This window comes from Marininema mesophilum (assembly GCF_900106775.1).
GTDB lineage: Bacteria > Bacillota > Bacilli > Thermoactinomycetales > DSM-45169 > Marininema > Marininema mesophilum.
Genome location: NZ_FNNQ01000002.1, coordinates 263,112 through 287,886, shown reverse-complemented (window position 1 = coordinate 287,886; position 24,775 = coordinate 263,112). Strand labels below are relative to the sequence as shown.

Here is a 24,775-nt window from a genome sequence, read left to right as displayed (position 1 = left end):
TGTTGCAAATAGGTTATTCGATATTTGACGCAAATATTACCGGAGTCCGAGACTGTGCAAGGAAAACCAATATCAACTAAAAGCGTTTTGGCCATACGAAAAATAAGCCGGCTGCATGGTGGTCAGCCGGCTTATTTTTCGTTTTTTAGATAACAGTTATCTTCCCATGCATAACGAATGAAGGTGGTCTGAAATCAGTGATTCACAATAGGATATCGGATACTGCGAAGGCTGCAGGATCATGTGTAGCGCCAAAGCGTCGATAAAGGCGTACAGTCTGTCCGCCTCTGCTTCCGCATCAACCAGTTTCAGCTACACCATCTGGCCGAAAAAAGAAAAAAAGCAAGCAACCTTCATCACCTAGATCGAAAACAGGACTTTTTCCGCCAAGTAGGAGAAGGTTATAAGGTCAGAGATCTCTAGTAGGTGGTGTTTCTTTTGAAAGAGGGAGAGTTAATTTCAAAAACCCTTCAAGCGTTAAAAAGTCGCCTAAACTCTCAAAAACGATTGCAAATCCAACAAGAGGGCGGTTATCTTGAGGAAGTAGCATGTGGCTTTAACGATCCAGCCACAATGGAAGAATTAATAGCTTTTCAACAGAAAACAGGATGGACATTACCCAAGGATTACGAACAGTTTCTGCTCCTTCACAATGGGGCTTTCCTCTTTGATGACCTTGATTTACTTAGCCTCAATAAGATTATTGAATATCACACTGATGACTTGCCAAAGTATGTAATGCCAATTGCATATTATCTAGACAGTCGATTTGTGATTGATACGCAACAGTATACTCAAGGCAATAAGGACTATCTTGTTTGGATGGACTCGGTCTTACCTTTTGAGGACGGTACTTATCTTAATATGAATTTCGAACTATGGTTGGACCGCTTAACCATCGCTCAAGGCGAAAAGTACTGGCAATGGAAAAACGAAAATCCCGACACTTTTTATCACTATCAAAGCCTTAGTGAATCCCAAGAAGCTGAATACGATGAACCTTAATTATTTGCATTTGCGGCCCCATGCTGAGCGTCTTGGTAGAAACCCTAATCCCCCGAGGATTCATCAGCTTTCAATGTCTCCACTGTAATCTCATACGAATTTGCTGGAATATTATTCATAAACCGACTCATTTCTCCTACAGAGAAAAGATGTAGCTCATGCATGGCCCTCGTACATGCAGTGTAAAAGAGCTTCCTTTCAAATTCCCTTCCATATATTTCGTTTGATGCATCGTATATGATCACAGCATCAAACTCGATTCCCTTTGCCAAATAAGCAGGTAGAATTAGATGAATCTAGTGAATAAAAATATCTTTTAATTTGTTCAGATCCAATCAATGTTTATCTCCCGGAAAGAAATATTTTTAAAGATAAGGTTTTCATTCGAGAGAGAATCAATCCTTTATAACCAAAAAGCCGCAATCCCTTCTCTAGGGTTGCTGCTTATAACATCCTTTCCTAATTCAATTAGGCTTGCACCGAATACCTATTCTTTCACACAGAAGAGGCCTTAAGCAAGGCCTCTTCTGTGTGAAAGAAATATTCAGTTACTTTTTAACCTTTTTAACTGGAACTTTATAGCTATAGGGCTTGTATTGATCTTTATCTTCATTTGCTGACCGTGATTGTTTTTCTGACAGTCCATCTGCCGAATCTGGCTTCTCATAACTCACATCAACCTGATATTCGGTACCATATTCTGCTGAATATTCTCCGCTTCCTTTGAAGAGCACTTTCTTCCCTGAATAATCTACTGATAATTCTTGAGGCAATAACCCTTTTTGATCCCAATATCTGAATTGATCAAATGTATCCCATCCTCTTACCGCTGTTGTACCATCCGGATCTTTGTGATTTAGCCAAAGGAGACCATCGGTACCAAGTGTCGCATTCAGGTTTACTTTCCCCTTTGCGTTTACTTGTTTTAAATACACTTTCACAATCGCGGTTGTACGAGGTGGAACCTTGATAGTTTGTCGTGGAGATGTATAAGTTACCGTATCCGTGTTGGTTTTCGTTTCAGCATTGCTGAAGCTATATTCGGTGGACAGTTTGGTTGATGTTCCAAGTCCCATGAATGTCGCGTTAAGGCTTACCTCCGTTCCTACTTTAAACCCCTCGGTAACCGTCGAAGATAGGGTTTCCGTAACTTGTTTTGAAAACTCTTGGCTATTTAAATTCTGAGCATCATCGGAGTTATTTGTCAGTCTAGCTGTTCCAAAATACATGTCGGGTCCCGTACTTACCTCAGGCTCCCCCTCTTTCGTAACAGTTACATTGGTTACATTCAATTTCGTATTATCCCAGTTAACCTTGGCTTCACACTGATCTGATGTGTCTGGATAGGTAGCTTTACACCAACCATCATTGACTACTTTATCAAAATCTACAAACGTCGGTTCTGCTGCAAATGCTTTTGAGTTCAGAGTTCCAGTGAGTCCAACACTAGCAACGAGTAAAAAGGCAATCACGAAAATACACAATCTCCTGCATGATTTTCCCATGACTTTACTCCTCCTTTTATTGAGCACTTACAACTTTCAATTAATTATTATACATTTATTCATTTCAATCAAGCATAAATAGTTAGTATATTTGTAAATATATACAAACATACTTGTATTATATCTGATTAAAAAAAAGCAATCTGTAATATAACAAAGTGTCGATTTTATTGATAAAGACTGTTTTTTATGTGTAAATCCACTAAACCAACCTATAAGAGTTATTCGATTCCATCCACGATATATTTCAATATAATTACATTATTATAATAAGTTTAATTGTATAATTATCAGTAAATATAAAAATGCTTATAAGCTAAAATAATAGGAGAAACAAGAAGACTTAAAGAATATACAAACCTACTGGCACCTGAAGAGCTACGTATGAAAATCACAGTTTAAATTAGAAGTGGCTGTGTCATCAGTAAGGGAAGCCTACAAGAAATCTTAATCGAGCAAATGAAGCAAGCTGTTCAAAAAGAATATTTGGAATCCGCATTGTACTTATCAGGGGTGTTGGGATCTTTCGTTGCAGTCTGTTTTCACGAGAACAAATTCGAGAGGAGAATCGATGGAAAAGAACGATTTACCCCATCGATGGTAGATGAGAAAATGATTACGAGTTTAAATACAGAACGAACTTCCTCTAGTTCCATGTTTGCTCCAATGGCGGCGGAAGAAGCATTTATTGGGTAAGATCATATCAGCTGATTTGAAAGGTGGGGAATAGACTTCAAAAAATGATTCATGTGAAGAAAATGGTCATAGTAGATAAATGGCAACATAACAGAACCGCAATCCCTTGATAATAAAGGGATTGCGGTTCTAATGTCATCACTACCGACTATACTTCCATGATGATCGGCAGGATCATTGGACGGCGTCGCGTTCGGTCATATAAGAACCGAGACAGTGCTTCACGAATACTTGTCTTGAGTGAAGCCCATTCACTTACTTGTTCATTCGCACATTTTTCCATCGTTTGGGTGACAATGCGGTTAGCTTCCTCAAGCAGTTTTTCAGATTCGCGTACGTATACGAAGCCACGAGAGATGATATCTGGACCGGAAAGGATTTTACCGTTATTTTTGCTAAGGGTGACTACAACGACGAGTATTCCATCTTGGGATAAGAGCTTACGATCACGGAGGACAATATTACCTACGTCTCCTATACCGAGTCCGTCGATTAAGACTTTACCAGTTGTGATTTTTGAACCGTAGCGAGCTTTGCCACTGGAGAATTCCACTGTATCACCGTTATCACAGATGAATACATTTTCCGGTCTTACTCCTATGGATTCGGCTAGTTGGCCGTGAGCCCGTAACATCCGGTGCTCACCATGAATCGGGAGAAAATATTTGGGTTGCATGAGATTTAGCATGAGTTTGAGGTCTTCCTGGGAACCGTGTCCAGAAACGTGTACACCATTTGAGGAATTGGCGCTATAAATCACGTTGGCCCCAACACGGTATAACTGATCTACGGTTTTAGCAACAGTCTTCTCATTTCCTGGGATTGGGGTAGCCGCGAGAACCACAGTATCTCCTGGAAGAATCTCGATCTTCCTGTGAGCACCATGGGCCATGCGGGTAAGAGCACTCATCGGCTCACCTTGGCTACCCGTCGAGATGACGGCTACTTTATGTGCTGGGAGTCGGTTAATCTCATCTGGATCGATCAATAGATCGGGAGGAACACGCAAATAGCCAAGTTCCATGGAGATATTTACCGCATTAACCATACTGCGTCCGATTACTGCTAGCTTCCGGTTATGGTCCCGGGCAGCGTCCACCACCTGCTGAATACGGGAAATATTGGATGCAAAGGTAGCTACAATCACCCGCTGTCTCCCAATACGGAAGATCTCTGCAAGTGCTTCCCCGACATTCCGTTCCGAACCTGTAAATCCAGGTCGTTCAGCATTGGTACTATCGGATAGTAGACACAAGACGCCTTTTTTGCCGATTTCCGCCATCTTGTGCATATCTGCCATGTTCGAATTAACCGGGGTCATATCAAACTTAAAGTCCCCTGTATGAACCACCGTTCCTTCTGGTGTTTCTAAAGCAATTCCGACAGAATCAGGTATGCTGTGATTTACTTTGAAGAAACTTGCTCGGATCGACCCCAGTGTCACTTCCGAGCGATTGTTGACGATAATCCGCTTGGTCTGATTGAGCAAATGTGCCTCACGTAGCTTATGCTCAACCAGTCCGAGTGTCAATTTCGTCCCGTAGATTGGAACATTCAGTTCCCGTAAAATGTATGGAAGTCCCCCGATATGATCCTCATGCCCGTGCGTCAGCAGAATACCACGCACTTTTTCCCGATTTTCTAATAAGTACGTGATGTCTGGGATCACCACATCGATCCCCAACATCTCCTCCTCTGGAAACATCAGGCCGGAATCGATGACGATGATATCGTCTCCGTACCGCACCACGTACATATTTTTCCCGATTTCGTCCAACCCACCGAGAGCAAAAACAGATAGTTTGCTTCGTGAGTTGTTTTTCATCAAAAAAAATTCCTCCTGTAAATTATTCAATTGTTGTCCATCACCCATATAACCGCACAAGTCACTTAGGCACATTATACACGATTGCCGAATCCGCTTGCAAGAAATCCCTGAAAAAAGAAAACGGTTCCTGAAAAGACGGACGCATCTACTGTAATATTAGATTTCCCTCAGGAGTGAGGATTAATCATCCCTCGGTAATTTGATGTAGGATGTTCTCCATTTAGGTAACGCGATCCATTCAGGAATGAATAGTTAGAAATGGTCCCTCTACAAAAAAGTTGCTGACATAATATTATCTATGTCAGCAACTTTTTTGATGGTATAAGCGATTATCGCAGGATTTGTAAATCCTCGAGAAGATGATTCATGACCTCTTTTTCCTCTTCAGATAGTGGAATCACTGGCATCCGTACATGTTCATCACAAACCCCTATGCGACTCAGTGCATACTTCAGAGGCGCAGGGCTAGAAGTCATGAACAAAGCCCGAATTAGAGGGAGGTGCTTACGTTGGATCTGGGCTGCTTGAGCGATCTCACCCCGATCAAAGGCTTCAAACATCTCCTTCATTTCTTGACCCACTAAGTGGCTTGCCACGCTAACTGCTCCATTTCCCCCGACCGAGAGATAAGGGAGATTTAATTCATCCACCCCACTATGCACTTCTACATCAATTGGTTTATTGGTGATAACATCCATCACTTGTACTAAGTTGCCGCTAGCCTCTTTGATCGCCGTGATGTTTTCTACATCGGACGCCAAGCGGACCATGGTGTCGGCACTCATATTCACGGATGTACGGCCAGGTACGTTATAAACCATCACTGGCAGGGTAGTTGACTTTGCGATTGTACGAAAGTGTTGATATAACCCTTCTTGGGTCGGTTTGTTGTAATAGGGAGCAACTAACATGATCCCATCCACACCACAAGCGGTTGCTTCTTTAGTTAATTCCATGCTGGCGCGTGTATTGTTACTTCCTGCACCCGCGATCACTTTGACACGTCCCCTCGCCTTCTCCGCGACAAAAGTGTATAATTGCACTTTTTCTTCATGGGTAAGCGTTGGGGATTCCCCAGTTGTTCCAGAGACGACAACCCCTTCTGTCCCAGTTGCCACTAGGTGTTCAAGAACCGCCTCTACACCACTCCAGTCGATGTCACACTCAGCATTCATCGGTGTGATCATCGCTGTCATGATTCTGACAAATTTCACAGTGTCCAACCCCCTAAAAACCGATCTATCTAATGATTGCTGGATTGATTTACTTTTATTAAATATACGCTTTATGGAGATCAAATTTATGATGAAGGGAACGCACGGCATTCACCATATCATCTCCTTTGACCAACACCCAGATCGTCGTATGGGAATCTGCAGACTGGAGAATTTGAATATCCTTTTCCGTGAGCGCTTCGGCGATGCGAGACATGACTCCAGGTACACCCGCAATTCCAGCTCCAACAACAGATACTTTTGCACAACTTCGATGGAGTTCAGGCTCAAATCCTAGAGAACGGAGGATATCACGTGCCTGCTCTGCTACATGGTCATAAACCGTATAAGCAATTCCACTCGGATTGATGCTGATAAAGTCTACACTGATCCCGTTCTCTGCCATCGCTTTAAAAACGGTAAATTGAAGGTCGTACTCGCCTTCTTTTGCAGCCACTTTAATTTGTGTAACATTGGCCATTTGTGTAATGCCTGTAATGACCCGTTCACCCACCTCACCTGCTACTTTATCCTTTTCATGGATATTCGTAACAAGTGTGCCCGTATGATCGCTCATCGTTGAGCGCACACGAATCGGCACATTAGTCTGCATGGCAAGTTCCACAGCTCGAGGATGAATCACCTTCGCACCTTGGAATGCTAAGTTACAGATCTCTGTGTAAGTTACCGTTTCAAGGGGAGAGGCATCTTCAACGATGCGAGGATCGGCAGTCATGATCCCTTCTACATCGGTGAAGATATCCACCACTTCCGCCTCTAGCGCAACACCTAGAGCTGTAGCAGTCGTATCGCTACCCCCTCGGCCTAGCGTGGTAACTTCTCCCTCAGTCGTTCTACCTTGGAATCCAGCTAGAACTACCACGTTTCCTTGTTCCAACTCTTCTCGCACGCGAGCAGGGTTAATGGTAACAATCTGAGCATCTGTATATTTATTATTAGTAATAATACCAGCTTGCCCACCTGTCAATACGGTATTAGAAATTCCTTCTTCGTTTAAAAGACTGGATAGGGTTGAGGCTGAGATAATCTCCCCACAGGAGAGCAATAAATCCTGCTCCCGAGGGGAAAGTGAGTGCCCATTTTGACCAATCCACTCTATAAATGTATCGGTCGCATAAGGATCTCCTTTACGCCCCATCGCTGAAACTACAACGACAAGGGCACACTTCTCTGCCCTCGCCTGCTTAATATGATGGATGACTCTCGTTCGTAATTCAGGAGTAGCTACTGATGTTCCGCCGAATTTATGCACACGTATATTCATGAAGCATTCCCTTCTTCGATGAAAGAATTAAATTAGATCAGGTATTCAGCAATCTGAACTGTGTTAGTAGCGGCCCCTTTTAAGAGGTTATCAGAGACCACCCACATATTCAGTCCACGTGGGTTGATCGTGTCTCTACGCACACGGCCCACAAAGACTTCATCCCGCCCTGTAGCAGTTTGTGGCATAGGGTAAACCTGGGAAGCCACATCGTCTTCTAAGATGATCCCTTCTCCTTCACGGAGTGCCTGGCGAATCTCTTCGATATCAAAATCCTTATTTAACTCGACATATAGAGACTCACTATGCCCACGGAGGACAGGCACACGCACACAGGTAGCGGTCAATCCAATGCGGTTGTCGGAAAAGATTTTTTTAGTCTCGCGTACCATCTTCATCTCTTCTAACGTATACCCATTCTCCTCAGCTACATCACATTGCGGAATAGCATTAAAAGCAATCGGATAATGTTTATCCAATGCGCCAACAGGCATAACCTCTTTATTTGGTTCACGACCATCCAAGATTGCCTGAGATTGCTCTTGTAATTCTGTCATAGCTTTTGCCCCGGACCCTGAAACTGCTTGATAAGTCGAGACAATCACTCGATCAAAGCCAAAACGATCATACAGTGGTTTTAATGCAACAACCATCTGGATCGTCGAGCAGTTGGGATTGGCGATAATACCTTGATGATTTTTGATAGCGTCTTTATTTACCTCTGGGACTACCAAAGGTACATTGGGGTCCATCCGGAAAGCGTTGGTATTATCCACTACCACCGCCCCCCGCTTCACTGCTTCTGGAGCAAAGGTTTTACTCACCCCTCCACCAGCGCTAAAGAGGGCGATGTCCACACCTTCAAAAGCTTCTGGAGTCGCCTCACGGATGACGATATCTTCACCCCGAAACTGAATCGTTTTTCCTGCGGAACGCTTGGATGCAAGCGGTCGTAGTTCTTTCACTGGAAAGTTTCTTGCTTCTAAGTTTCGTAATAGTTGCTCCCCGACAGCTCCACTTGCGCCGAGGATGGCTACAGTCACTTCTCGTGATGGCATGATTAGAAATCCCCCTCATAAAAGATCGCCAAAAGAATGGATGGCCTTTATTCCACAGAAGGCCATTCTTATTCTATGGCGTTCTTGCACAACCTTTTATCTATTATGAGGTTAAATCACGATATTTTTCAACTATCAATGGTTGTAATTGATATCCATCTATTGCTGCGGCTACAGTTTCAGGGATGAATTCCATCCGCGCAACCATCGATTTAGGCTTTCCTTCAGGATTATCTTGGCCAAAAGGAACAAAGAAGACATCCCTCGCCACCAAAAGTTTAGCAAGATTGGCTGCATTTAATCCGAGTGCATCGTTTGTAGAAATTGCGATGACTACAGGACGATGGTTTCGCATCTGTGCCTTGGCTGCCATGAGCACAGGCCCATCCGTTAAAGCATTGGCCAAACGAGCAAGGCTATTGCCCGTACAGGGGGCAATCAGCATACAATCTAGCATTTCCTTCGGGCCAATCGGTTCTGCCTGTGCCACTGAATCGATGATTTCTTCCCCTGTAATTCCTTTGATTTTTGTTAACCAGTCCTCTGCGTCCCCAAATCGACTATCTACTGTCTTTACAGTATGGGAAATAATTGGAATTACGCGAGCTCCCCAATCAATCAACTTTCGCATCTGAATCAGTACCGAATCATGAGTACAATGTGACCCTGTTAATCCAAAGCCGATAGTCCTCCCTGTTAAGCTCATGGGCTCGACCCCTCCTCACCAAACTCCTTTGCCAACAGACGTGTCATCGTCTGCGCCAAAATCTTGCCCGCGGTTTTTGGAGCGACAATTCCAGGGAGACTGGGGGCCAGTAATGCCTTAATCCCTCGCTTTTCTGCATAGGCAAAATCTACTCCCCCTGGCTTGGAAGCCAGATCGATAATCACCGCACTGTATGGCATCTCCTTTAATACTGCTTCGGTGACAACCTTCGCGGGAATCGTGTTAAAGAGGATATCAACGTCCCTCACTTCATCTGTGAGCTCACCCATTAAAAATGGTTTCAGACCCATTTCTACACACCGAGCTACGTGGGACTGTTTACGAACACCCACTTTCACTCGCGCTCCTAAAGCATGCAGACTCCGACAAAGGGTTACTCCCACCCTCCCCAATCCCAAAACCATTGAAGTGGAGTCGTGGATGGTAATGTTCGTATGTTGGATAGCCATCATCAATGCACCCTCCATCGTCGGAATGGAGTTATAGATCGCCACATCGTCCCGTTTTAGCAGTTCAACGAGGCGAATCGATACTTCTTCACAAAGATTTTTAAGATATGATTTCGCAATCCCGGCATAAACAACGGCATGGGAAGGAAGGGCTCGCATATCCGCTTCGGTCAATACAAGCGTCCGCGTCGTAAAAATACTATCTACGTGCCCTTCCTCATCGGTACCGAGAATCGGCAAAATCAACATGTCGACGGTAGCAAAAAGTTCCGGGGAAATCTCCCGGTTACTTGCTCCGCTGAACGGGCTCTGCAAATTTTCAAATCCGATCAAACTCACTTTCGCATCCAGTGAGAGACAACTTTTTATTACTTCCAATTGCCTAGCATCCCCGCCGATAAATGCGACATGCTTCCCTGTCAACATCTCCCTCTGAAGACCCCTTTCCCGGGGAGCTCCCCGCGATGCCTTCCCTCTGGAAGTCGTCGCTTCCATGCATCATATGTTGGGTGCCCGGCAAGGGTTACCATGGGGTTTTTGCGGATTAGCTCTCCCTGACGGAGGAGGGTACATCCGCCTCAACGATTACCATCTCTGGGCCAATTTTCCGTATATGCTTCCACCGAATCATGCGCCCCTCCTGTTGACGACCAAACCACGATGAACCTGCTGGTAGCAAAAGGGCTTCAATTTTCCCTGTCTCTGAATCCAAAACCAAATCCGCATGCCCCATGTTACCAATCCGTTCTCCACCTTGAATATCAATCATCTCTTTTGCTGCTAACTCACTCCAACGCATGATGGACTCCCCCTTGTTATTTGGGATGAGTAACCCGTCCTTGATTGAAATTTATCGTAAAATAAGCTCCTATATGATAAAAAAACGACCCCTTCATTCTCTAAGAAAAAAGGCAGATAAGCTACAAGCACTTATCTGCCTTTCATTCATGGGCTTATGAAGGCCTTCGTTTTTTCTCGGCATAGTACTGATTCAGGATTTCATCAAGTTCACGGCTAATTGGCAGGATTGAGGTGTGGGAAAGACGTTTATATTCTCCCTCGATCTCTCGATACAGGGCGGCTCTCAACAGTTCCATCTCCCGCTCCAGGGTTTCCAATCGCACAGAACTCACCTTGTCCCCTCCGATGCGGTTATTTGCCAGTATGGCCGAATCCACCTTCACCTCGTGAAGTGGTAGATAGCTCTGCTACTTCCATCATTCTGATTTTTGGTAGCTCCTGAAATACCAGCTGAGCGATACGCTCGCCCCGTTTAACAACAAAGGACTCACGGCCTAAGTTGTGCACAATCACTTTCACTTCTCCTCGATAATCCGCATCAATCGTACCTGGGGAATTTAACATAGTTATCCCATGTTTTAACGCAAGACCGCTACGGGGGCGGACCTGAGCTTCCAATTGTTCTGGCATCTCTAGAGAGATTCCTGTAGGAATCAGCGTCCAATCTCCCGGTGCTACAACCATTTCTTCTTTTACCGCTGCAAGTAAATCAAACCCGGCAGATGAAGCAGACATCTGCTTCGGCAGGGGTAAATCCTTGCTACTTGGTAACTTGCGAATCTTCACATCATACAACAAGTGCATTCCTCCTGTATGTAGCCGGAACTTTCCCGGTAGGCGAAAGTAGCGATAATGTTAGTGGCTTGCTAAAGATGGCTCGCGCAGTCGTTAAAATATCTCCTACAGTAAGCTTCTCCACCGCTTCAACTACCTCATCCAACGTCATATGGTGCCCTAACAAAAGTTCGTTCTTACCTAGGCGACTCATCCGGTTATTTGTGCTCTCAAGGCTCATCATCAAACTACCTTTTAACTGCTCTTTTCCTTTTTGTAATTCATTGGCGGTCACTCCATCCTGACGTACACTATCCAGGACGTTGAGGATCAGTTGAATAACATCCTCTGCTTGTTCATGACCAGTTCCTGTATAGATAGTAAACAAACCACTATCCCGATACGCGCTATGATATGAATAAACAGAATAGGCCAGCCCTCGATCCTCACGAATCTCCTGAAAGAGACGTGAGCTCATGTTTCCACCCAGGAGATTATTTAAGAGGATGAGAGAGTAGATTCGTTCGTCATTTAAAGAGATGCCTGGCAGACCCAAACAGATGTGTGTTTGTTCCGTCCCCTTCGCTCGGACAATCGCTTCTCCTGTATACTCAGGAGTATTGCCAGGCTCAATATTCCCCTTACCAGTGAAATGGGAAAAGCGAGTTTCTACCTGGGCTAACCAATTAGCTGGTAAATTGCCTGCTACTGCAATAACCAATTCTTCGGGTCGATAATAGCGATCCCGATAATCCAACACGGTCTCACGATCAAAGGTTTGTAAATTCTCCAGACTCCCTAACACAGGATAACCTAGGGAATGACGAGAAAACGCAGCTTCAGAAAGCCAATCGTGAATGATATCATCGGGGGTATCCTCCACCATCCGAATTTCTTCTTCAATCACTTTTCGTTCTTTAAGGATCTCCTCCATTTGGAAGGTCGACTCAAAAAACATATCCGTTAATACATCAACAGCATGTTCAAAGTGCTCGTCCAATACCTTGGCATAGTAACAGGTCATTTCCTTTGATGTAAAGGCATTAACATGTCCACCCACTTCGTCGAAAGCTTCTGCCAGCTGACGAGCGGTTTTCGTTTTGGTACCTTTGAACATCATGTGCTCTAAAAAATGAGAAATACCGTTTTTGTTTTCGATCTCAAAACGAGAACCCGTCCCGATCCACAATCCAAAAGCAACGGATCGAACATGGGGGATGGATTCTGCAACCACTCGGACACCGTTAGGCAGTGTATATTTTTGTATCACCGGGTGCCTAGATCCTCCTTTTTCCCATTCGCCACGTTCTTTGACGGGGCATATGTAATTTTTTTCCGCGAAGCATCCCCACTATATCAGAAGGCACCTTTGGACTCAACAGGATCTATTCGCTTAGAGGAGAGTACCTCCGCTACCGTTCCCAATTTTATTCCTTTTTGCTTCACCGTCCGTATGATTTGAGGTAATGCAATCGCTGTGCGATCAGTAGGATGCATCAAAATGAGCGTACCATTTCCTACCCCTTTTCGCACACGAGAAATCATCCATGCAGGAGAAGAAGTCTTTCGCCAATCTACGGTATCCACCGTCCACATCACCGTTTTCATCCCCAGATCATGGGCCACATCGACTGTCATCTGGTTAAAATCCCCACCAGGTGGTGCAAAAAAGCGAGAACGGGTACCAAGCCTTCGTATTAAGGACTCCGTCTGCCTGATTTCCTTATCCATTCTTCCGCGATCCAATCGGCTCATCATGGGGTGGGTATAGGCATGATTACCAATTTCATGCCCCTCAGCCAATATAGCTCGTGCCTCTGTTTCATGCTTTTTTAACCAAGAGCCATCTAGGAAAAATGTAACTCGTACGTGCTCTTGTTTTAGAGTGGACAGCATCTTTGACAAATGCTCTGTTCCCCAGGCAACATTGATCATCAAAGCGACCATGGACTTCTTTTCGTTCCCACGATAAATAGGACTGGGGGATAAATCATCCAGTCCGACCTTAGGAGGAATCTCGCGATAAATCCAGGGATTGGGATGTGATAATTTTTGCTTGGAGGCAATCCGATAGGTAGCCTCGCGATCCACAACCCGGCCATTGTATCCTGGGATCGCCTTCCACACCCGATCCACCCGGGCATTAATCGGTTTTTGTGCTCGTGCTTCTGACTCCTTGGCAATACGTTCGTGCAATTCATCAACGGTGAAGGCTGGTTGAGCTTCTCCTTTTTTAACCATATCTACGTACGCAGTCACAGTGGAAGAATGAATTCCTAACCAAATGAGTGGTACGAAGATCAATAACCATCGTTTACGTAATTGTTTTTTCTTCATCAGTGTCTACCTCCTGTCCGACGCTTCTAACTTATGCTAGACAGGAGACTTCTATACGAAACGCTAACTTCATAAAAAAGAGACAGATCGCTCTGACTCTTTTTGCAGACGATGGACTATTCTTTTGAATCAGTCTCTGTCTTCAGTGCTGCTTTGCGGGACAAATTGATCCGCCCTTGATTATCAATCTCAGTCACTTTGACGAGAATGGATTCCCCGAGGTTGACCACGTCTGTCACTTTGTTCACTCGTTCAGAATCCAGCTGTGAGATATGTACTAGACCCTCTTTACCTGGGAACAGTTCCACAAAGGCTCCGTACTTTTCTACACGCTTGACAGTAGCATTATATATTTCGCCCACAATCACTTCACGCACAAGGTCTTCGATCATCTGCTTGGCACGCTCGTTCTTCTCTTGATCTGGAGAAGCGATATAGACCCGTCCATCTTGTTCGATATCGATTTTAACTCCAGTTTCATCGATAATCTTATTAATCATGCGTCCACTCGGGCCAATCACATCACGAATTTTATCTGGATGAATACGCAATGCAACGATTTTAGGTGCATAACGTGAAAGCTCTTGACGCGGTTCTGCAATCGCTGTTTCCATATGCTCCAGTAAGGTAATTCGGGCTTGATGGGCTTGCTTCAAGGCTTCTACTAAGACAGAGCGTCCAATTTCCTCGATCTTAATATCCATCTGTAAGGCCGTTACCCCTTTACGAGTACCCGCTACCTTAAAGTCCATATCTCCTAGATGATCTTCCATACCTTGAATGTCCGTGAGAACGGTTACCCGTTCCCCTTCCTTGACGAGACCCATCGCAATCCCCGCTACAGGAGCTTTAATTGGTACTCCTGCATCCATCATAGCCATTGTCGATGCACAGATGCTCGCTTGGGAGCTAGAACCGTTGGATTCCAATACCTCAGAAACCAATCGGATGGTATATGGAAACTCTTCCTCAGAGGGAACGATGGGTTCTAACGCTCGTTCACCTAGTGCTCCATGACCAATTTCTCGTCGGCCTGGTGCTCGCATAGGGCGGGAATCCCCAACAGAAAAAGGAGGGAAGTTATAGTGATGCATAAAACGCTTCGATGCTTCTAGATCCAGTCCATCGAGGATCTGTACGTCTCCTAAGGCACCCAGTGTACAGATAGAAAGCACCTGCGTTTGACCTCGACGGAATAGACCGGAGCCATGGGTACGTGGTAGGATTCCCGTCTCGCTTTCAAGCGGCCGGATCTCCTCTGGATGACGACCATCCGGCCGCTTTTTCTCGTCGAGAATCATCCGTCGTACTTCTTCTTTTAGTACCGTATCGAGAATCGATGAAATTTCTTGCTGTTGCTCTTCTTCAGGGTAGTCCACAGCGAGTGTTTCAAGAATCTGTTCCTTCACATCATCTATCGCCGCTTGACGAGCTTGTTTCTCCATCACCTGAGCTGCTTCTACCATCGGTGGTACAGCCAGCTCTCGCACCCGACGGTCTAACTCAGGCTCCACCTGGATCAGATCGGGGACTAATTTTTCTTTACCAATTTCGGCAATGATGCGTTCTTGGAACGCAATGTTCTCTTTGATCGCCTCATGGCCAAAGAGAATCGCTTCCAGCATCACTTCTTCGGAGATTTCTTGCGCTCCCGCTTCTACCATGTTAACTCCATGGCGAGTTCCCGCTACGACAAGATGTAAGTCGCTCTTCTCCCCTTGCTCTATCGTGGGATTTAGAATAAATTCCCCATTGATTCGACCAACGATAACTCCTGCAATCGGCCCTGCAAAAGGAATGTCAGATACACCAAGGGCCGCAGAAGCTCCAATCATCGCTGCAACCTCTGAGGAGCAATCCTGATCCACGGACATTACGGTAGTAACTACTTGGACATCATTGCGAAAGCCCTCTGGAAATAGGGGGCGAATCGGTCGGTCAATTAAGCGACTAGCTAACACTGCTTTTTCACTAGGACGCCCTTCTCGCTTTATAAAGCCTCCTGGAATTTTCCCAACCGCATAAAGACGCTCTTCATAATTGACGGTAAGGGGAAAGAAGCCGAGATTTTTTGGCTTTTCCGATGCTACCACAGTCGCCAGCACGGCAGTCTCTCCGTAACGCACAAAAACAGCGCCGTTCGCTTGGTTAGCAAATTTTCCGAACTCCAATGTTAGCACTCGGCCAGCCAGTTCTGTTTCATATCGTACAATATCCATTATGACTCGTATTCCTCCTCTCATGGAGAACATTACCCTTTACTTTTCTGCATTCATCCAGTATATCCTTTTGGCAACTTTTTAGATCCGACTACGAAAAAAGCGGGGGAAGTCCCCGCTGTTTGTGTTACCGACGCAAGCCCAATTTTCCAATCACAGTCCGATACCGCGCAACATCGTTGTTCTTCAGGTAGTTAAGCAAGTTACGACGTTGCCCAACCATCTTTAGAAGACCGCGGCGAGAGTGATGATCTTTCTTATGATTACGAAGATGATCGTTCAATTCGTTGATCCGCGTGGTCAAGATAGCGATCTGAACTTCTGGAGAACCCGTATCGTTTTCATGGGTTTTGAACTCGTTAATAATCTCTTGTTTGCGTTCCAAAGACAAGCTCATTTCTTTCACCTCCTTCAATTCCGAACCCCCTTAGCCCAGGCCAACGCCGAGGTAGTCGATAATCCGCGCTAAGGGTTCTTGGCTTAAGTGAGCGACACCCACTATAGCACATCCAATAGTATAGCATACAAACCTTGTCAGAGTAAATGAGAGCAAAAAGGCAAAATCAACTAAGCTTTTGTTGCAGAAACCTCCGTGCGTCCTGCTCGTCTTTTTTTAGCTGGGCGATCAGCTCATCCACGGACTGGAAGCGTTTTTCCTTCCGAAGACGGTGATAAAAATGAACGGTTAACTCCTGTCCATAAAGATCCTCATCACGGTCAAAGAGATGAACTTCCAACGTACGACGAGGAATCGGGTCGTTGAAAGTCGGACGGTGACCGATATTCATCATCCCCTTCGCCCGCTCTTCATCCCCCCAGTTCACCGTAACGGCGTATACACCCTCAAGTGGTACGGTATAGGGTTCTTCTAATATCAGGTTAGCAGTCGGATAGCCTATCGTACGTCCCCTACGATCTCCTTCCCCCACTCGCCCACGCAGGGAAAACGGACGACCCAAAATCTGTGCCGCTTCCTCTACCTGACCAGCTGCCAATAAGCCCCGTAGACGGGTACTGGACACGGGTGATCCCTCCAAATCAATAGGAGTTGTGATCATTACCTCAAAATACCCTTCTCCAAGTTGTTTAAGATCTTCAGCCTTTCCTTCTGCACCTTGACCAAAGGAAAAGTTGAAGCCACAAGCCATACCCGACACTTCTAAGGGGAGGAGAACCTCTTTCACAAAACTCTCCTTTGAAAGCCTTGCAAAATCCTTATCAAAGCGCACGACATACGTACGATCAACGCCTAATTTGGCAAATTGACGTAATTTCTCTGGTAAAGGAGTTAAGTAGTGGCTCATCGTCCCCTTACCCAACACTTCTCGTGGGTGAGGATGAAATATCATAATTCCAGTCTTTGCACCTGTTGATTCCGCCAGTCGACGAGCACTCTCGATCACTGCTTGATGGCCCCGATGGACCCCGTCGAAGTAACCAATCGCAAGTGCGACTGGCCCTGAAGGCAATTCCTCCCTCAGCGGATATGTGATATGGATGGTCTCCATCGGTGTCATCTCCTATCCCGTCACCACTCCCGAAAAACCTTTTCCGGATCCGCAGTTCGCTCATCCACCTGACGATACAACCCACAGAATCGGCCATCCTCTGTATAGACCCGGATTCGTACAGATTCAGGTAGTAGGGGCTCATCTTCCTCCCACTCTACTGAAAGTCCATTCATCAACTCTCCGTAATCCTCATCAGAAAGGATGATACTTGGAAAATGAGGTAAAGCTTCCCCTGGACCGGTCAGTACACTCTCCCAGGTATTTTGGAAAGCAACCTCTGCCAACTCTTCTAAGGTAAAACAATCCTCTAGGGTAAATGGACCACTGTTCATTCGTACAAGGTGAGACATATGCGCAGGAACCCCTAGACTCTCTCCAATATCCACACAGAGTGTACGCACATAAGTTCCTTTGGAACACCATACATCAAAATCGATCCTTGGCTGCTCCCCTTCAGTAAAATCTATGCGCTCTAAGGAATAGATCATTGCTTTACGAGGAGAACGCTTAACTTCTTTACCCTCACGAGCATATTCATAAAGGCGCCGCCCATCAACTTTGACAGCAGATACCATCGGAGGCATCTGCTCAATCTCTCCTATAAAACGAGAAAAGGCTTCATCGATCTGATCCAGTGTGATGTCTACCTTGGCTACCTCAGCGATCGTTTCCCCAGAAGCATCTTGGGTATCGGTCGCACGTCCCAAGACAAGTGTCCCTTGATACCTTTTGGGTAAATGTTGTACATACTCGGCAATCCGTGTCGCTTGACCCAAACAAATAGGAAGCACCCCGACCACATCAGGGTCCAAGGTACCTGTATGACCGACCCGCTTTTGTCCCGCCAACCGACGAATACGGGCGACCACATCATGGGAGGTCATACCCGCTGCTTTTTTTACTGGAATCACTCCATGTAGCATCAGGCACTGCTCCCTTCTCTTAAACGCTCTGTTACCCGTTCAAGGAGAAGTTTTACTACCTCATCCCGTGAACCCTGTAGTGTACAACCTGCCGCGCGAGCATGTCCACCACCACCAAAGGATTGAGCGAGTACTCCTACATCGACGATCTCTCGTGAACGAAGGGAGACTTTTATCTCACCCCTATCCGTTTCACGAAAAAGGATACCAACATCCACGCTGTTCACATTGCGCGCATAGTTCACAATCCCATCCATGTCCTCTTCACTGGCACCTACTAAAGCAAAGTCTTCGCGGGATAACCACATCCATGCTATTCGTCCACCTTCAGCAAAGGTGAGGGTATCTAAGGACCGTCGCAGGAGATGAAGCTGGCTCTGGGTCACCGTCTCCAGCGTACGATCTGCGATGGTTCCTGCATCAACGCCAATTTCCAACATTCGAGCAGCTAGTTGCATCACTGCAGGTGTTGTATTTGAGTAACGAAAACCACCTGTATCCGTCAACAGGCCGGTATAGAGGGGCTCGGCCAAGGATCGATCCCATTCAAGGTCCAACTCATCCACCAGCTGACATAGGATCTCCGTAGTTGATGCAGCATGATCGATAATCAGATTTACCGTACCAAAACGATCATTGGTGGGATGATGGTCAATATTGAGGATTTGAACATCCTCCGTTACAAGCCCTTCAATCTCACCCATCCTCTCTGCATCCGCCACATCTACTGCCACCACGCGGGAAAAGGGACCCCCCTCCCGTACTTGCTCCGGAGTGAGGATCCTTTCCGCATCTGGTAAGAATATGAACTTTTCAGGTACACCGCTCGCGTTAACGAGTGTGCTAGACTTTCCTAGCCTTTTTAGGATGGCGCTAACTGCACAAGTAGAACCAATGGCATCCCCATCCGGGTGGATATGGGAGATCACTAAAAAATGACTTCCTTCACGGAGAAATTGGACTGCTTCCACCCAGTTATTGTTCATCATCCTTATTCACTTCTTCCAACAGTTTGGAGATTTGGTTCCCGTGTTCGATTGAACTGTCGAACTTAAAAACCAACTCAGGCGTATGACGAAGTTGGATTCGTCGGCCTACTTCAGAGCGAAGAAAGCCCTTCGCTTTTTCCAACCCTTCAAGGGTTTGTTTCTTCTGCTCATCATCGCCATAGACGCTGATAAACACCTTTGCCTGTTGTAAGTCCCCACTCATCTCTACCGCCGTAACGGTAACAAACCCGATGCGCGGATCCTTCATCTCCTGTTGCAACACGTAACTCAATTCTTTTTTTATCTGTTCGCCGACTCGACTCGCACGGATACGCGACATCGACGACACCTCCTGTTCGCCTGATCCACTCCTCATGGGACTTAATCATATCGCCTACGTTCTTATAGGAAGGATATATCGGCGTCAATAATCTCTAATCCATCGATGTTCTCCAACAGGTTGAGGGCGAGCGTCAGCTCTCGTTCTAAGAGCCGTTTATCGCTCGCCACCCCCCCTACTGCCATCATAGCTATTTGCCGGTCGTCCTGGGCGCCTACTTCCGCCGCAGATAAATTAAACCGTTGTCTTATTCGTTCAATACCGCTTTTAACAGCACTCCGTTTTTCTTTCAGAGACCGGGAACCTAACACCCGGCAGCGGCATTCCAAGACGCCGACGACCAGCTGATTAGCGTGCAATTTCTTCCATGATGAAGACTTCGATAACATCTCCCTCATGAATATCATTATAATTCTTGAGGGTAACGCCACATTCATAGCCTTGGGCTACTTCCTTAGCATCGTCCTTAAAGCGTTTCAAGGCATCGATATCCCCTTCATGAATAACTACACCGTCACGAATCAACTGGGCTTTCCCATCACGGACGATCTTGCCTTCAGTTACATAACAGCCAGCAATTGTACCCACTTTGGAAACTTTAAAGATTTGCCGCACTTCTGCACGTCCCATAATCTTCTCTCGGAACTCAGGGTCCAGCATGCCTTTCATTGCGGATTCAATTTCTTCGATCACGTTGTAGATTACGCGGTGAAGACGGATATCCACTTTCTCTTGATCTGCCGTTACCCGTGCGTTAGGTTCTGGACGTACGTTAAACCCAATCACAATCGCGTTAGAAGCAGAAGCAAGGGTCACATCGGATTCTGTGATCGCACCAGCACCCGAGTGTTTGATGTTGATGCGCACACCTGCCACATCAATTTTCTCCAAGGAACTGCGCAAAGCTTCAGCAGAACCTTGTACATCCGCTTTAATGATGACGTTGAGATCTTTCATCTCACCTTCTTGGATCTGTTTGAAGAGATCATCTAAGGTGACCCGGTTAGAAGCGCCCAACTCTGATTGTTGTTTTTTCTGTTCCCGTGCAGCAGCGACTTCACGCGCTTTTTTCTCATCTTCATAGATGATAAAAGGATCCCCTGCCGCTGGAACATCTGCTAGTCCTAAGATCTCTACCGGGGTAGAAGGACCTGCTACTTTTACCCGTTGACCCAGGTCATTGACCATCGCCCGGATTTTACCGAAGTAAGGTCCAGCAACAATGGCATCTCCCACATGGAGGGTACCATTTTGAACCAATAGAGTTGCAACGGTTCCACGACCCTTATCGAGTTCAGCCTCAATAACAACACCACGTGCCCGTTTATCCGGGTTGGCTTTATATTCCTGAACTTCAGATACAAGCAAGATCATTTCTAGGATATCATCGATCCCTTCGCCTGTTACAGCGGATACGGGAACAAAAATTGCATCGCCACCCCACTCCTCAGGTACTAGACCATGTTCGGAGAGTTGTTGCTTTACTTTGTCTGGATTTGCTTCAGGCTTATCCATTTTGTTCACGGCCACGATAATTGGGACCTCTGCCGCTTTTGCATGGTTTATCGCTTCAATCGTTTGAGGCATCACACCATCGTCCGCCGCTACGACAAGAATCGTAATATCGGTTACCTGTGCTCCACGCGCCCGCATAGTTGTAAAGGCAGCGTGACCGGGAGTATCTAGGAAAGTAATCTTCTTCCCTTTATTCTCCACCTGGTAAGCACCGATATGTTGGGTAATTCCACCAGCTTCATCCGCAGTGACCTTCGTCTGACGGATCGTATCGAGCAAAGTGGTTTTCCCATGATCGACGTGTCCCATGATGGTTACGACTGGAGGACGCTCTTTCAAGTCCGCTTGATCGTCTTGTTCTTCAATATTTTCGAATGCAGATTCATCGATTTGTTCCTTGAAGATCACCTTTGCACCAAATTCTTCAGAAACAAGTGTGATCGCATCCACATCGATCTCCTGATTGATCGTAGCCATCGTGCCCATACCAATCAATTTTTTGATCACTTCAGAGGCTTCTCGTCGCAGGAGACGAGCGACATCGCTTACGGTCATTGGACCACTAACTTCTATTTCCGATGGGAGTACAGGTGCTTGCTTTGGTCCTTGTGGGCGACGGTTGTCCTTGCGTCCACCACGACGTCCACCACGACGTCCGCCGCGGTTGCCACCTCCGCTACCAAAGTTGTTGCTACGCCCACCGCCACTACGGTTGTTCGAGCTGCGACGTTCGTCGCTACGATTCTCTCCACCTTGGCTACGATTGCCTTGGCCGCTTCCTTGGCTACGGCTACCTTGACTACGATTGCCTTGGCCGCTTCCCTGGCTACGATTGCCTTGGCCGCTTCCCTGGCTACGACTGCCTTGGCCGCTTCCTTGGCTACGGCTACCTTGGCCGCTTCCCTGACTACGACTGCCTTGGCCGCTTCCCTGGCTACGGCTACCTTGACTACGATTGCCTTGACCATTCCCCTGGCTACGGCTAGCTTGACTACGATTCTGTTCGCCGCCTTGATTGCGGCTCTCCGATTTCTGATGCGTCGTTTTCTGTTCCGTTTTCTCCGCCCCCTGCTTTACATCTTTAAAGAATTTCTCTACTTTACTAACTGCTTCATCATCCATCACACTCATATGGTTGTTTACTTCAACACCCATACGCTTTAGGATGGTAATCACTTCTTTACTACTCATACTCAACTGCTTAGCATATTCATATACGCGAATTTTCGACAAATCAGCCACCCCCGTCAGTTGCTGGTATCCGATTCCTCATCGCACGTGAGAAGCCAGGGTCCGTGACCGCGATCACTACGCGTTCCGACTTACCCACTGCCTTGCCCAACGCCTGACGGGAACCTGCTTGGGACAACGGGACCTGATAGGTAGAGCATTTGTCCGTGATCTTCTTGTGAGTATTTGGCGAAGCATCATCGGACAAGAGGACTAGATGCGCTTTACCTGACCGTACAACATTTAAAACCTGTTCTTCCCCTGAGACTACCTTCCCTGCACGCATTGCTAGTCCTAGAAGCTGATACACTTTATCCATTCAGCTTCCCCGTAGCAATATACTCATGTAACTCCTGATAAAGCTCATCACTTACTTTCATTTTAAGTGCCCGCTCAAGGGCTTTCCGCTTTTTTGCCATCTCGACATATTCAGCTTCAGCCCGGAGATAGGCCCCCCGCCCTGATAGCTTACCGGTGGGGTCGATTCGTATCTCTTCATCCGGAGTACGCACCACTCGGATGAGTTCCTTTTTAGGAAACATCTCCTGGGATGCAACACATTTGCGCATGGGTACTTTGCGTGTTTTCAACGCGGACCACCTCCTTACGGATGGATTTACGCCCGGTCGAGATCAGGACTTTCGTCCTTCTCTTCTTCGACCATCTCTGGCTCAGTAGCCTCACCCGTACCCTCTGACTCATTTTTAATATCAATTTTCCAACCCGTCAACTTGGCAGCCAGGCGAGCGTTTTGCCCTTCTTTCCCAATAGCGAGGGAAAGTTGGTGATCAGGTACAATTACCCGTGCAATTTTTTCATCTTCGTGAATATCGACACTGACGACCTTTGAAGGGCTAAGCGCATTGGAGACAAACTCCACGGGCTCTTCTGACCAACGTACGATATCCACTTTTTCTCCGCGGAGCTCATTAACTACGGTTTGTACCCGCATCCCACGGTGACCAACACAGGCTCCCACAGGATCAACTTGCTCATCCCTTGTCGCAACAGCAATTTTAGACCGGTAGCCTGCTTCCCTAGCCACAGAACGAATCTCCACAATGCCTTCGTAAATTTCGGGTACTTCCAGCTCAAAGAGTCGCTTTAGTAAGCCCGGATGGGTACGAGATACAAACACCTGGGGCCCCTTGGTTGATTTTTCTACCCTGGTAATAAATGTTTTCACACGGTCATTATGTTTAAAACGCTCTCCTGGCATAGTCTCCGCATGGGGGAGAAGAGCTTCCACCCGGCCCAAGTCAATATAATAGTTGCGATTATCCGAACGTTGCACAATCCCAGTAACAATATCCTCTTCTCGATCTGCGAACTCTTCATAAATAATACTGCGCTCCGCTTCCCGGATTCGCTGGGTAACCACCTGTTTCGCCGTCTGTGCCGCAATCCGACCAAAGTCAGCTGGTGTTACTTCGATCTCTACAATATCATCCAGCTCATATGAGGGAAGGATCTCCCGTGCCGCGTCCAATGAAATTTCAAGACGAGGATCCAGAGCTTCTTCCACAACCGTTTTCCGAGCAAATACACGTACCTGCCCTGTCTCTCTATCGATATCGACCCGTACATTTTGCGCCGAGTGGAAGTTACGTTTGTATCCTGAGATCAGAGCCGCCTCAATCGCCTCGATTAAGACTTCTTTACGAATGCCCTTTTCTTTCTCTAGTTGAATGAGGGCTTCGATAAACTCTGCATTCATCGTCACTTCTCCTCCCTTCGATTAAACCACTAAGACCCTTTTGGCTTTGGCTATTTTATTTATTGGAACCTCAACCTGATCCCCATCCATATCAAGAATCGCTTTTCCATTGGGTCCTCCGGAATATTCGAGCAGTTCTCCCTCGAACGTTTTCCGTCCATCCATCGCCTCATAAGTGGTGATTAATACCCGACTTCCGATAGCCTGATTAAAGTGGTCTTCTTTTTTTAACGGCCGCTCTACTCCTGGAGAAGAGACCTCTAAAAAATAGCCACCGGCAATCAGATTTCCATCATCCAGTTCAGCGCTGAGCCGTTCGCTAATCCGACTGCAATCATCGAGGTCCACCTTGCCTTGCGGTCGGTCGATATACACACGAAGGAACCAGTTCTTCCCTTCCTTCGTAAATTCCGTATCATATAGCTCCAACCCTTCTTCCGCCAAGATCGGAACCGCCAATGCTTCTACAGTCTCTACTACTTTACGGCCCACCCCTAATTCCCTCCTTCAACGCCCAACACTTCCCTTAGAACCCGATACAAAGGGAAAGAGTGGGTGACAAACCCACTCTCCTCGGCCGGACTTCATTCTTCTATCAGTATAGCCAAAAAGATAGTGAACTACAACGCCTGCTAAAAATCCGTCCAATAAG

The 24,775-nt window shown here is 46.3% G+C and carries 27 protein-coding genes and 1 pseudogene; 2 read left to right on the top strand and 26 right to left on the bottom strand.

Features of this window, described 5'->3' with window-relative positions; translation table 11 throughout:
* Window positions 1–156: 156 nt before the first annotated feature.
* Window positions 157–306: a TetR family transcriptional regulator C-terminal domain-containing protein gene (locus BLV90_RS16800; protein WP_425433854.1), complete on the bottom strand. Its 150-nt coding sequence runs from the start codon at window positions 304–306 to the stop codon at window positions 157–159.
* Between the two features lie 132 nt (window positions 307–438).
* Between BLV90_RS16800 and BLV90_RS03455 the strand changes: the two genes are divergently transcribed.
* On the top strand, window positions 439–1,005 hold the full coding sequence (locus BLV90_RS03455; RefSeq protein WP_091736184.1) for an SMI1/KNR4 family protein: 567 nt from the start codon (window positions 439–441) through the stop codon (window positions 1,003–1,005).
* Window positions 1,006–1,049: 44 nt separating this feature from the next.
* Here BLV90_RS03455 and BLV90_RS03450 read toward each other — a convergent pair.
* Both BLV90_RS03450 and BLV90_RS03445 read right to left on the bottom strand, forming a co-directional pair.
* Window positions 1,050–1,295 (bottom strand): annotated as a pseudogene (locus BLV90_RS03450) (ATP-binding domain-containing protein); the annotation flags it as partial.
* Between the two features lie 258 nt (window positions 1,296–1,553).
* Window positions 1,554–2,510 carry an ETX/MTX2 family pore-forming toxin gene (locus tag BLV90_RS03445; RefSeq protein WP_091736181.1) on the bottom strand — a complete coding sequence of 319 codons (957 nt, stop codon included), beginning with the start codon at window positions 2,508–2,510 and terminating at the stop codon, window positions 1,554–1,556.
* A 516-nt stretch (window positions 2,511–3,026) separates the two neighbouring features.
* Between BLV90_RS03445 and BLV90_RS03440 the strand changes: the two genes are divergently transcribed.
* Window positions 3,027–3,206 carry a hypothetical protein gene (locus BLV90_RS03440; protein ID WP_143034987.1) on the top strand — a complete coding sequence of 60 codons (180 nt, stop codon included), beginning with the start codon at window positions 3,027–3,029 and terminating at the stop codon, window positions 3,204–3,206.
* A gap of 148 nt (window positions 3,207–3,354) precedes the next feature.
* Here the strand turns inward: BLV90_RS03440 and BLV90_RS03435 are convergent, their stop codons facing one another.
* The 23 genes from BLV90_RS03435 to BLV90_RS03325 all read right to left on the bottom strand — a co-directional run bounded on the left by BLV90_RS03435 (window position 3,355) and on the right by BLV90_RS03325 (window position 24,615).
* The gene (locus BLV90_RS03435) at window positions 3,355–5,031 is read right to left on the bottom strand and encodes a ribonuclease J (protein WP_091736174.1); all 1,677 of its coding nucleotides are present in this window, start codon (window positions 5,029–5,031) and stop codon (window positions 3,355–3,357) included.
* A gap of 332 nt (window positions 5,032–5,363) precedes the next feature.
* Complete coding sequence (gene dapA, locus BLV90_RS03430) at window positions 5,364–6,248, bottom strand: 4-hydroxy-tetrahydrodipicolinate synthase (RefSeq protein ID WP_091736171.1); 885 nt, start codon at window positions 6,246–6,248, stop codon at window positions 5,364–5,366.
* A 58-nt stretch (window positions 6,249–6,306) separates the two neighbouring features.
* Window positions 6,307–7,533 carry an aspartate kinase gene (gene dapG / locus BLV90_RS03425; protein WP_091736168.1) on the bottom strand — a complete coding sequence of 409 codons (1,227 nt, stop codon included), beginning with the start codon at window positions 7,531–7,533 and terminating at the stop codon, window positions 6,307–6,309.
* A gap of 32 nt (window positions 7,534–7,565) precedes the next feature.
* Entirely contained in the window at window positions 7,566–8,591 is a 1,026-nt protein-coding gene (locus tag BLV90_RS03420; protein WP_091736165.1) for an aspartate-semialdehyde dehydrogenase, read from the bottom strand.
* Between the two features lie 103 nt (window positions 8,592–8,694).
* Entirely contained in the window at window positions 8,695–9,297 is a 603-nt protein-coding gene (locus BLV90_RS03415; RefSeq protein ID WP_091736161.1) for a dipicolinate synthase subunit B, read from the bottom strand.
* Window positions 9,294–10,193, bottom strand: coding sequence for a dipicolinate synthase subunit DpsA (gene dpsA, locus BLV90_RS03410; protein WP_091736159.1), 900 nt, complete (start codon window positions 10,191–10,193; stop codon window positions 9,294–9,296). The genes BLV90_RS03415 and dpsA overlap by 4 nt, the downstream gene beginning before the upstream one ends.
* Window positions 10,194–10,311: 118 nt before the next feature.
* Entirely contained in the window at window positions 10,312–10,566 is a 255-nt protein-coding gene (locus tag BLV90_RS03405) for a YlmC/YmxH family sporulation protein (protein WP_091736156.1), read from the bottom strand.
* 154 nt (window positions 10,567–10,720) lie between these two features.
* Complete coding sequence (locus BLV90_RS03400; RefSeq protein WP_091736153.1) at window positions 10,721–10,900, bottom strand: aspartyl-phosphate phosphatase Spo0E family protein; 180 nt, start codon at window positions 10,898–10,900, stop codon at window positions 10,721–10,723.
* Window positions 10,901–10,919: 19 nt separating this feature from the next.
* The gene (gene dut / locus BLV90_RS03395) at window positions 10,920–11,372 is read right to left on the bottom strand and encodes a dUTP diphosphatase (protein ID WP_091736150.1); all 453 of its coding nucleotides are present in this window, start codon (window positions 11,370–11,372) and stop codon (window positions 10,920–10,922) included.
* Complete coding sequence (locus tag BLV90_RS03390; RefSeq protein ID WP_091736146.1) at window positions 11,356–12,612, bottom strand: M16 family metallopeptidase; 1,257 nt, start codon at window positions 12,610–12,612, stop codon at window positions 11,356–11,358. The genes dut and BLV90_RS03390 overlap by 17 nt, the downstream gene beginning before the upstream one ends.
* Window positions 12,613–12,698: 86 nt before the next feature.
* A complete protein-coding gene (locus BLV90_RS03385) occupies window positions 12,699–13,679 on the bottom strand; it encodes a polysaccharide deacetylase family protein (protein ID WP_091736143.1) in 981 nt (326 codons plus the stop codon).
* 116 nt (window positions 13,680–13,795) lie between these two features.
* On the bottom strand, window positions 13,796–15,898 hold the full coding sequence (gene pnp / locus BLV90_RS03380) for a polyribonucleotide nucleotidyltransferase (RefSeq protein ID WP_091736140.1): 2,103 nt from the start codon (window positions 15,896–15,898) through the stop codon (window positions 13,796–13,798).
* A 127-nt stretch (window positions 15,899–16,025) separates the two neighbouring features.
* Entirely contained in the window at window positions 16,026–16,295 is a 270-nt protein-coding gene (gene rpsO / locus BLV90_RS03375) for a 30S ribosomal protein S15 (protein ID WP_091736305.1), read from the bottom strand.
* Between the two features lie 166 nt (window positions 16,296–16,461).
* A complete protein-coding gene (locus tag BLV90_RS03370; RefSeq protein WP_091736137.1) occupies window positions 16,462–17,406 on the bottom strand; it encodes a bifunctional riboflavin kinase/FAD synthetase in 945 nt (314 codons plus the stop codon).
* 20 nt (window positions 17,407–17,426) lie between these two features.
* Complete coding sequence (gene truB, locus BLV90_RS03365) at window positions 17,427–18,332, bottom strand: tRNA pseudouridine(55) synthase TruB (protein ID WP_245726238.1); 906 nt, start codon at window positions 18,330–18,332, stop codon at window positions 17,427–17,429.
* Window positions 18,332–19,321 (bottom strand): DHH family phosphoesterase, encoded by a 990-nt coding sequence (locus tag BLV90_RS03360; protein ID WP_091736131.1) that lies wholly within the window; start codon window positions 19,319–19,321, stop codon window positions 18,332–18,334. The genes truB and BLV90_RS03360 overlap by 1 nt, the downstream gene beginning before the upstream one ends.
* The gene (gene rbfA, locus BLV90_RS03355; protein WP_091736128.1) at window positions 19,308–19,661 is read right to left on the bottom strand and encodes a 30S ribosome-binding factor RbfA; all 354 of its coding nucleotides are present in this window, start codon (window positions 19,659–19,661) and stop codon (window positions 19,308–19,310) included. The genes BLV90_RS03360 and rbfA overlap by 14 nt, the downstream gene beginning before the upstream one ends.
* Window positions 19,662–19,723: 62 nt before the next feature.
* Window positions 19,724–19,990, bottom strand: a complete 267-nt coding sequence (locus BLV90_RS03350; RefSeq protein WP_177167875.1) for a DUF503 domain-containing protein — start codon at window positions 19,988–19,990, stop codon at window positions 19,724–19,726.
* 19 nt (window positions 19,991–20,009) lie between these two features.
* Window positions 20,010–22,367, bottom strand: coding sequence for a translation initiation factor IF-2 (gene infB / locus BLV90_RS03345; RefSeq protein ID WP_091736303.1), 2,358 nt, complete (start codon window positions 22,365–22,367; stop codon window positions 20,010–20,012).
* A gap of 43 nt (window positions 22,368–22,410) precedes the next feature.
* Window positions 22,411–22,725 (bottom strand): YlxQ family RNA-binding protein, encoded by a 315-nt coding sequence (locus tag BLV90_RS03340; RefSeq protein ID WP_091736122.1) that lies wholly within the window; start codon window positions 22,723–22,725, stop codon window positions 22,411–22,413.
* Window positions 22,718–22,996 carry an RNase P modulator RnpM gene (gene rnpM / locus BLV90_RS03335; protein WP_281241993.1) on the bottom strand — a complete coding sequence of 93 codons (279 nt, stop codon included), beginning with the start codon at window positions 22,994–22,996 and terminating at the stop codon, window positions 22,718–22,720. The genes BLV90_RS03340 and rnpM overlap by 8 nt, the downstream gene beginning before the upstream one ends.
* Window positions 22,997–23,022: 26 nt before the next feature.
* Window positions 23,023–24,123 (bottom strand): transcription termination factor NusA, encoded by a 1,101-nt coding sequence (gene nusA, locus BLV90_RS03330; protein ID WP_091736119.1) that lies wholly within the window; start codon window positions 24,121–24,123, stop codon window positions 23,023–23,025.
* 21 nt (window positions 24,124–24,144) lie between these two features.
* On the bottom strand, window positions 24,145–24,615 hold the full coding sequence (locus tag BLV90_RS03325; protein WP_091736116.1) for a ribosome maturation factor RimP: 471 nt from the start codon (window positions 24,613–24,615) through the stop codon (window positions 24,145–24,147).
* Window positions 24,616–24,775: the final 160 nt, after the last annotated feature.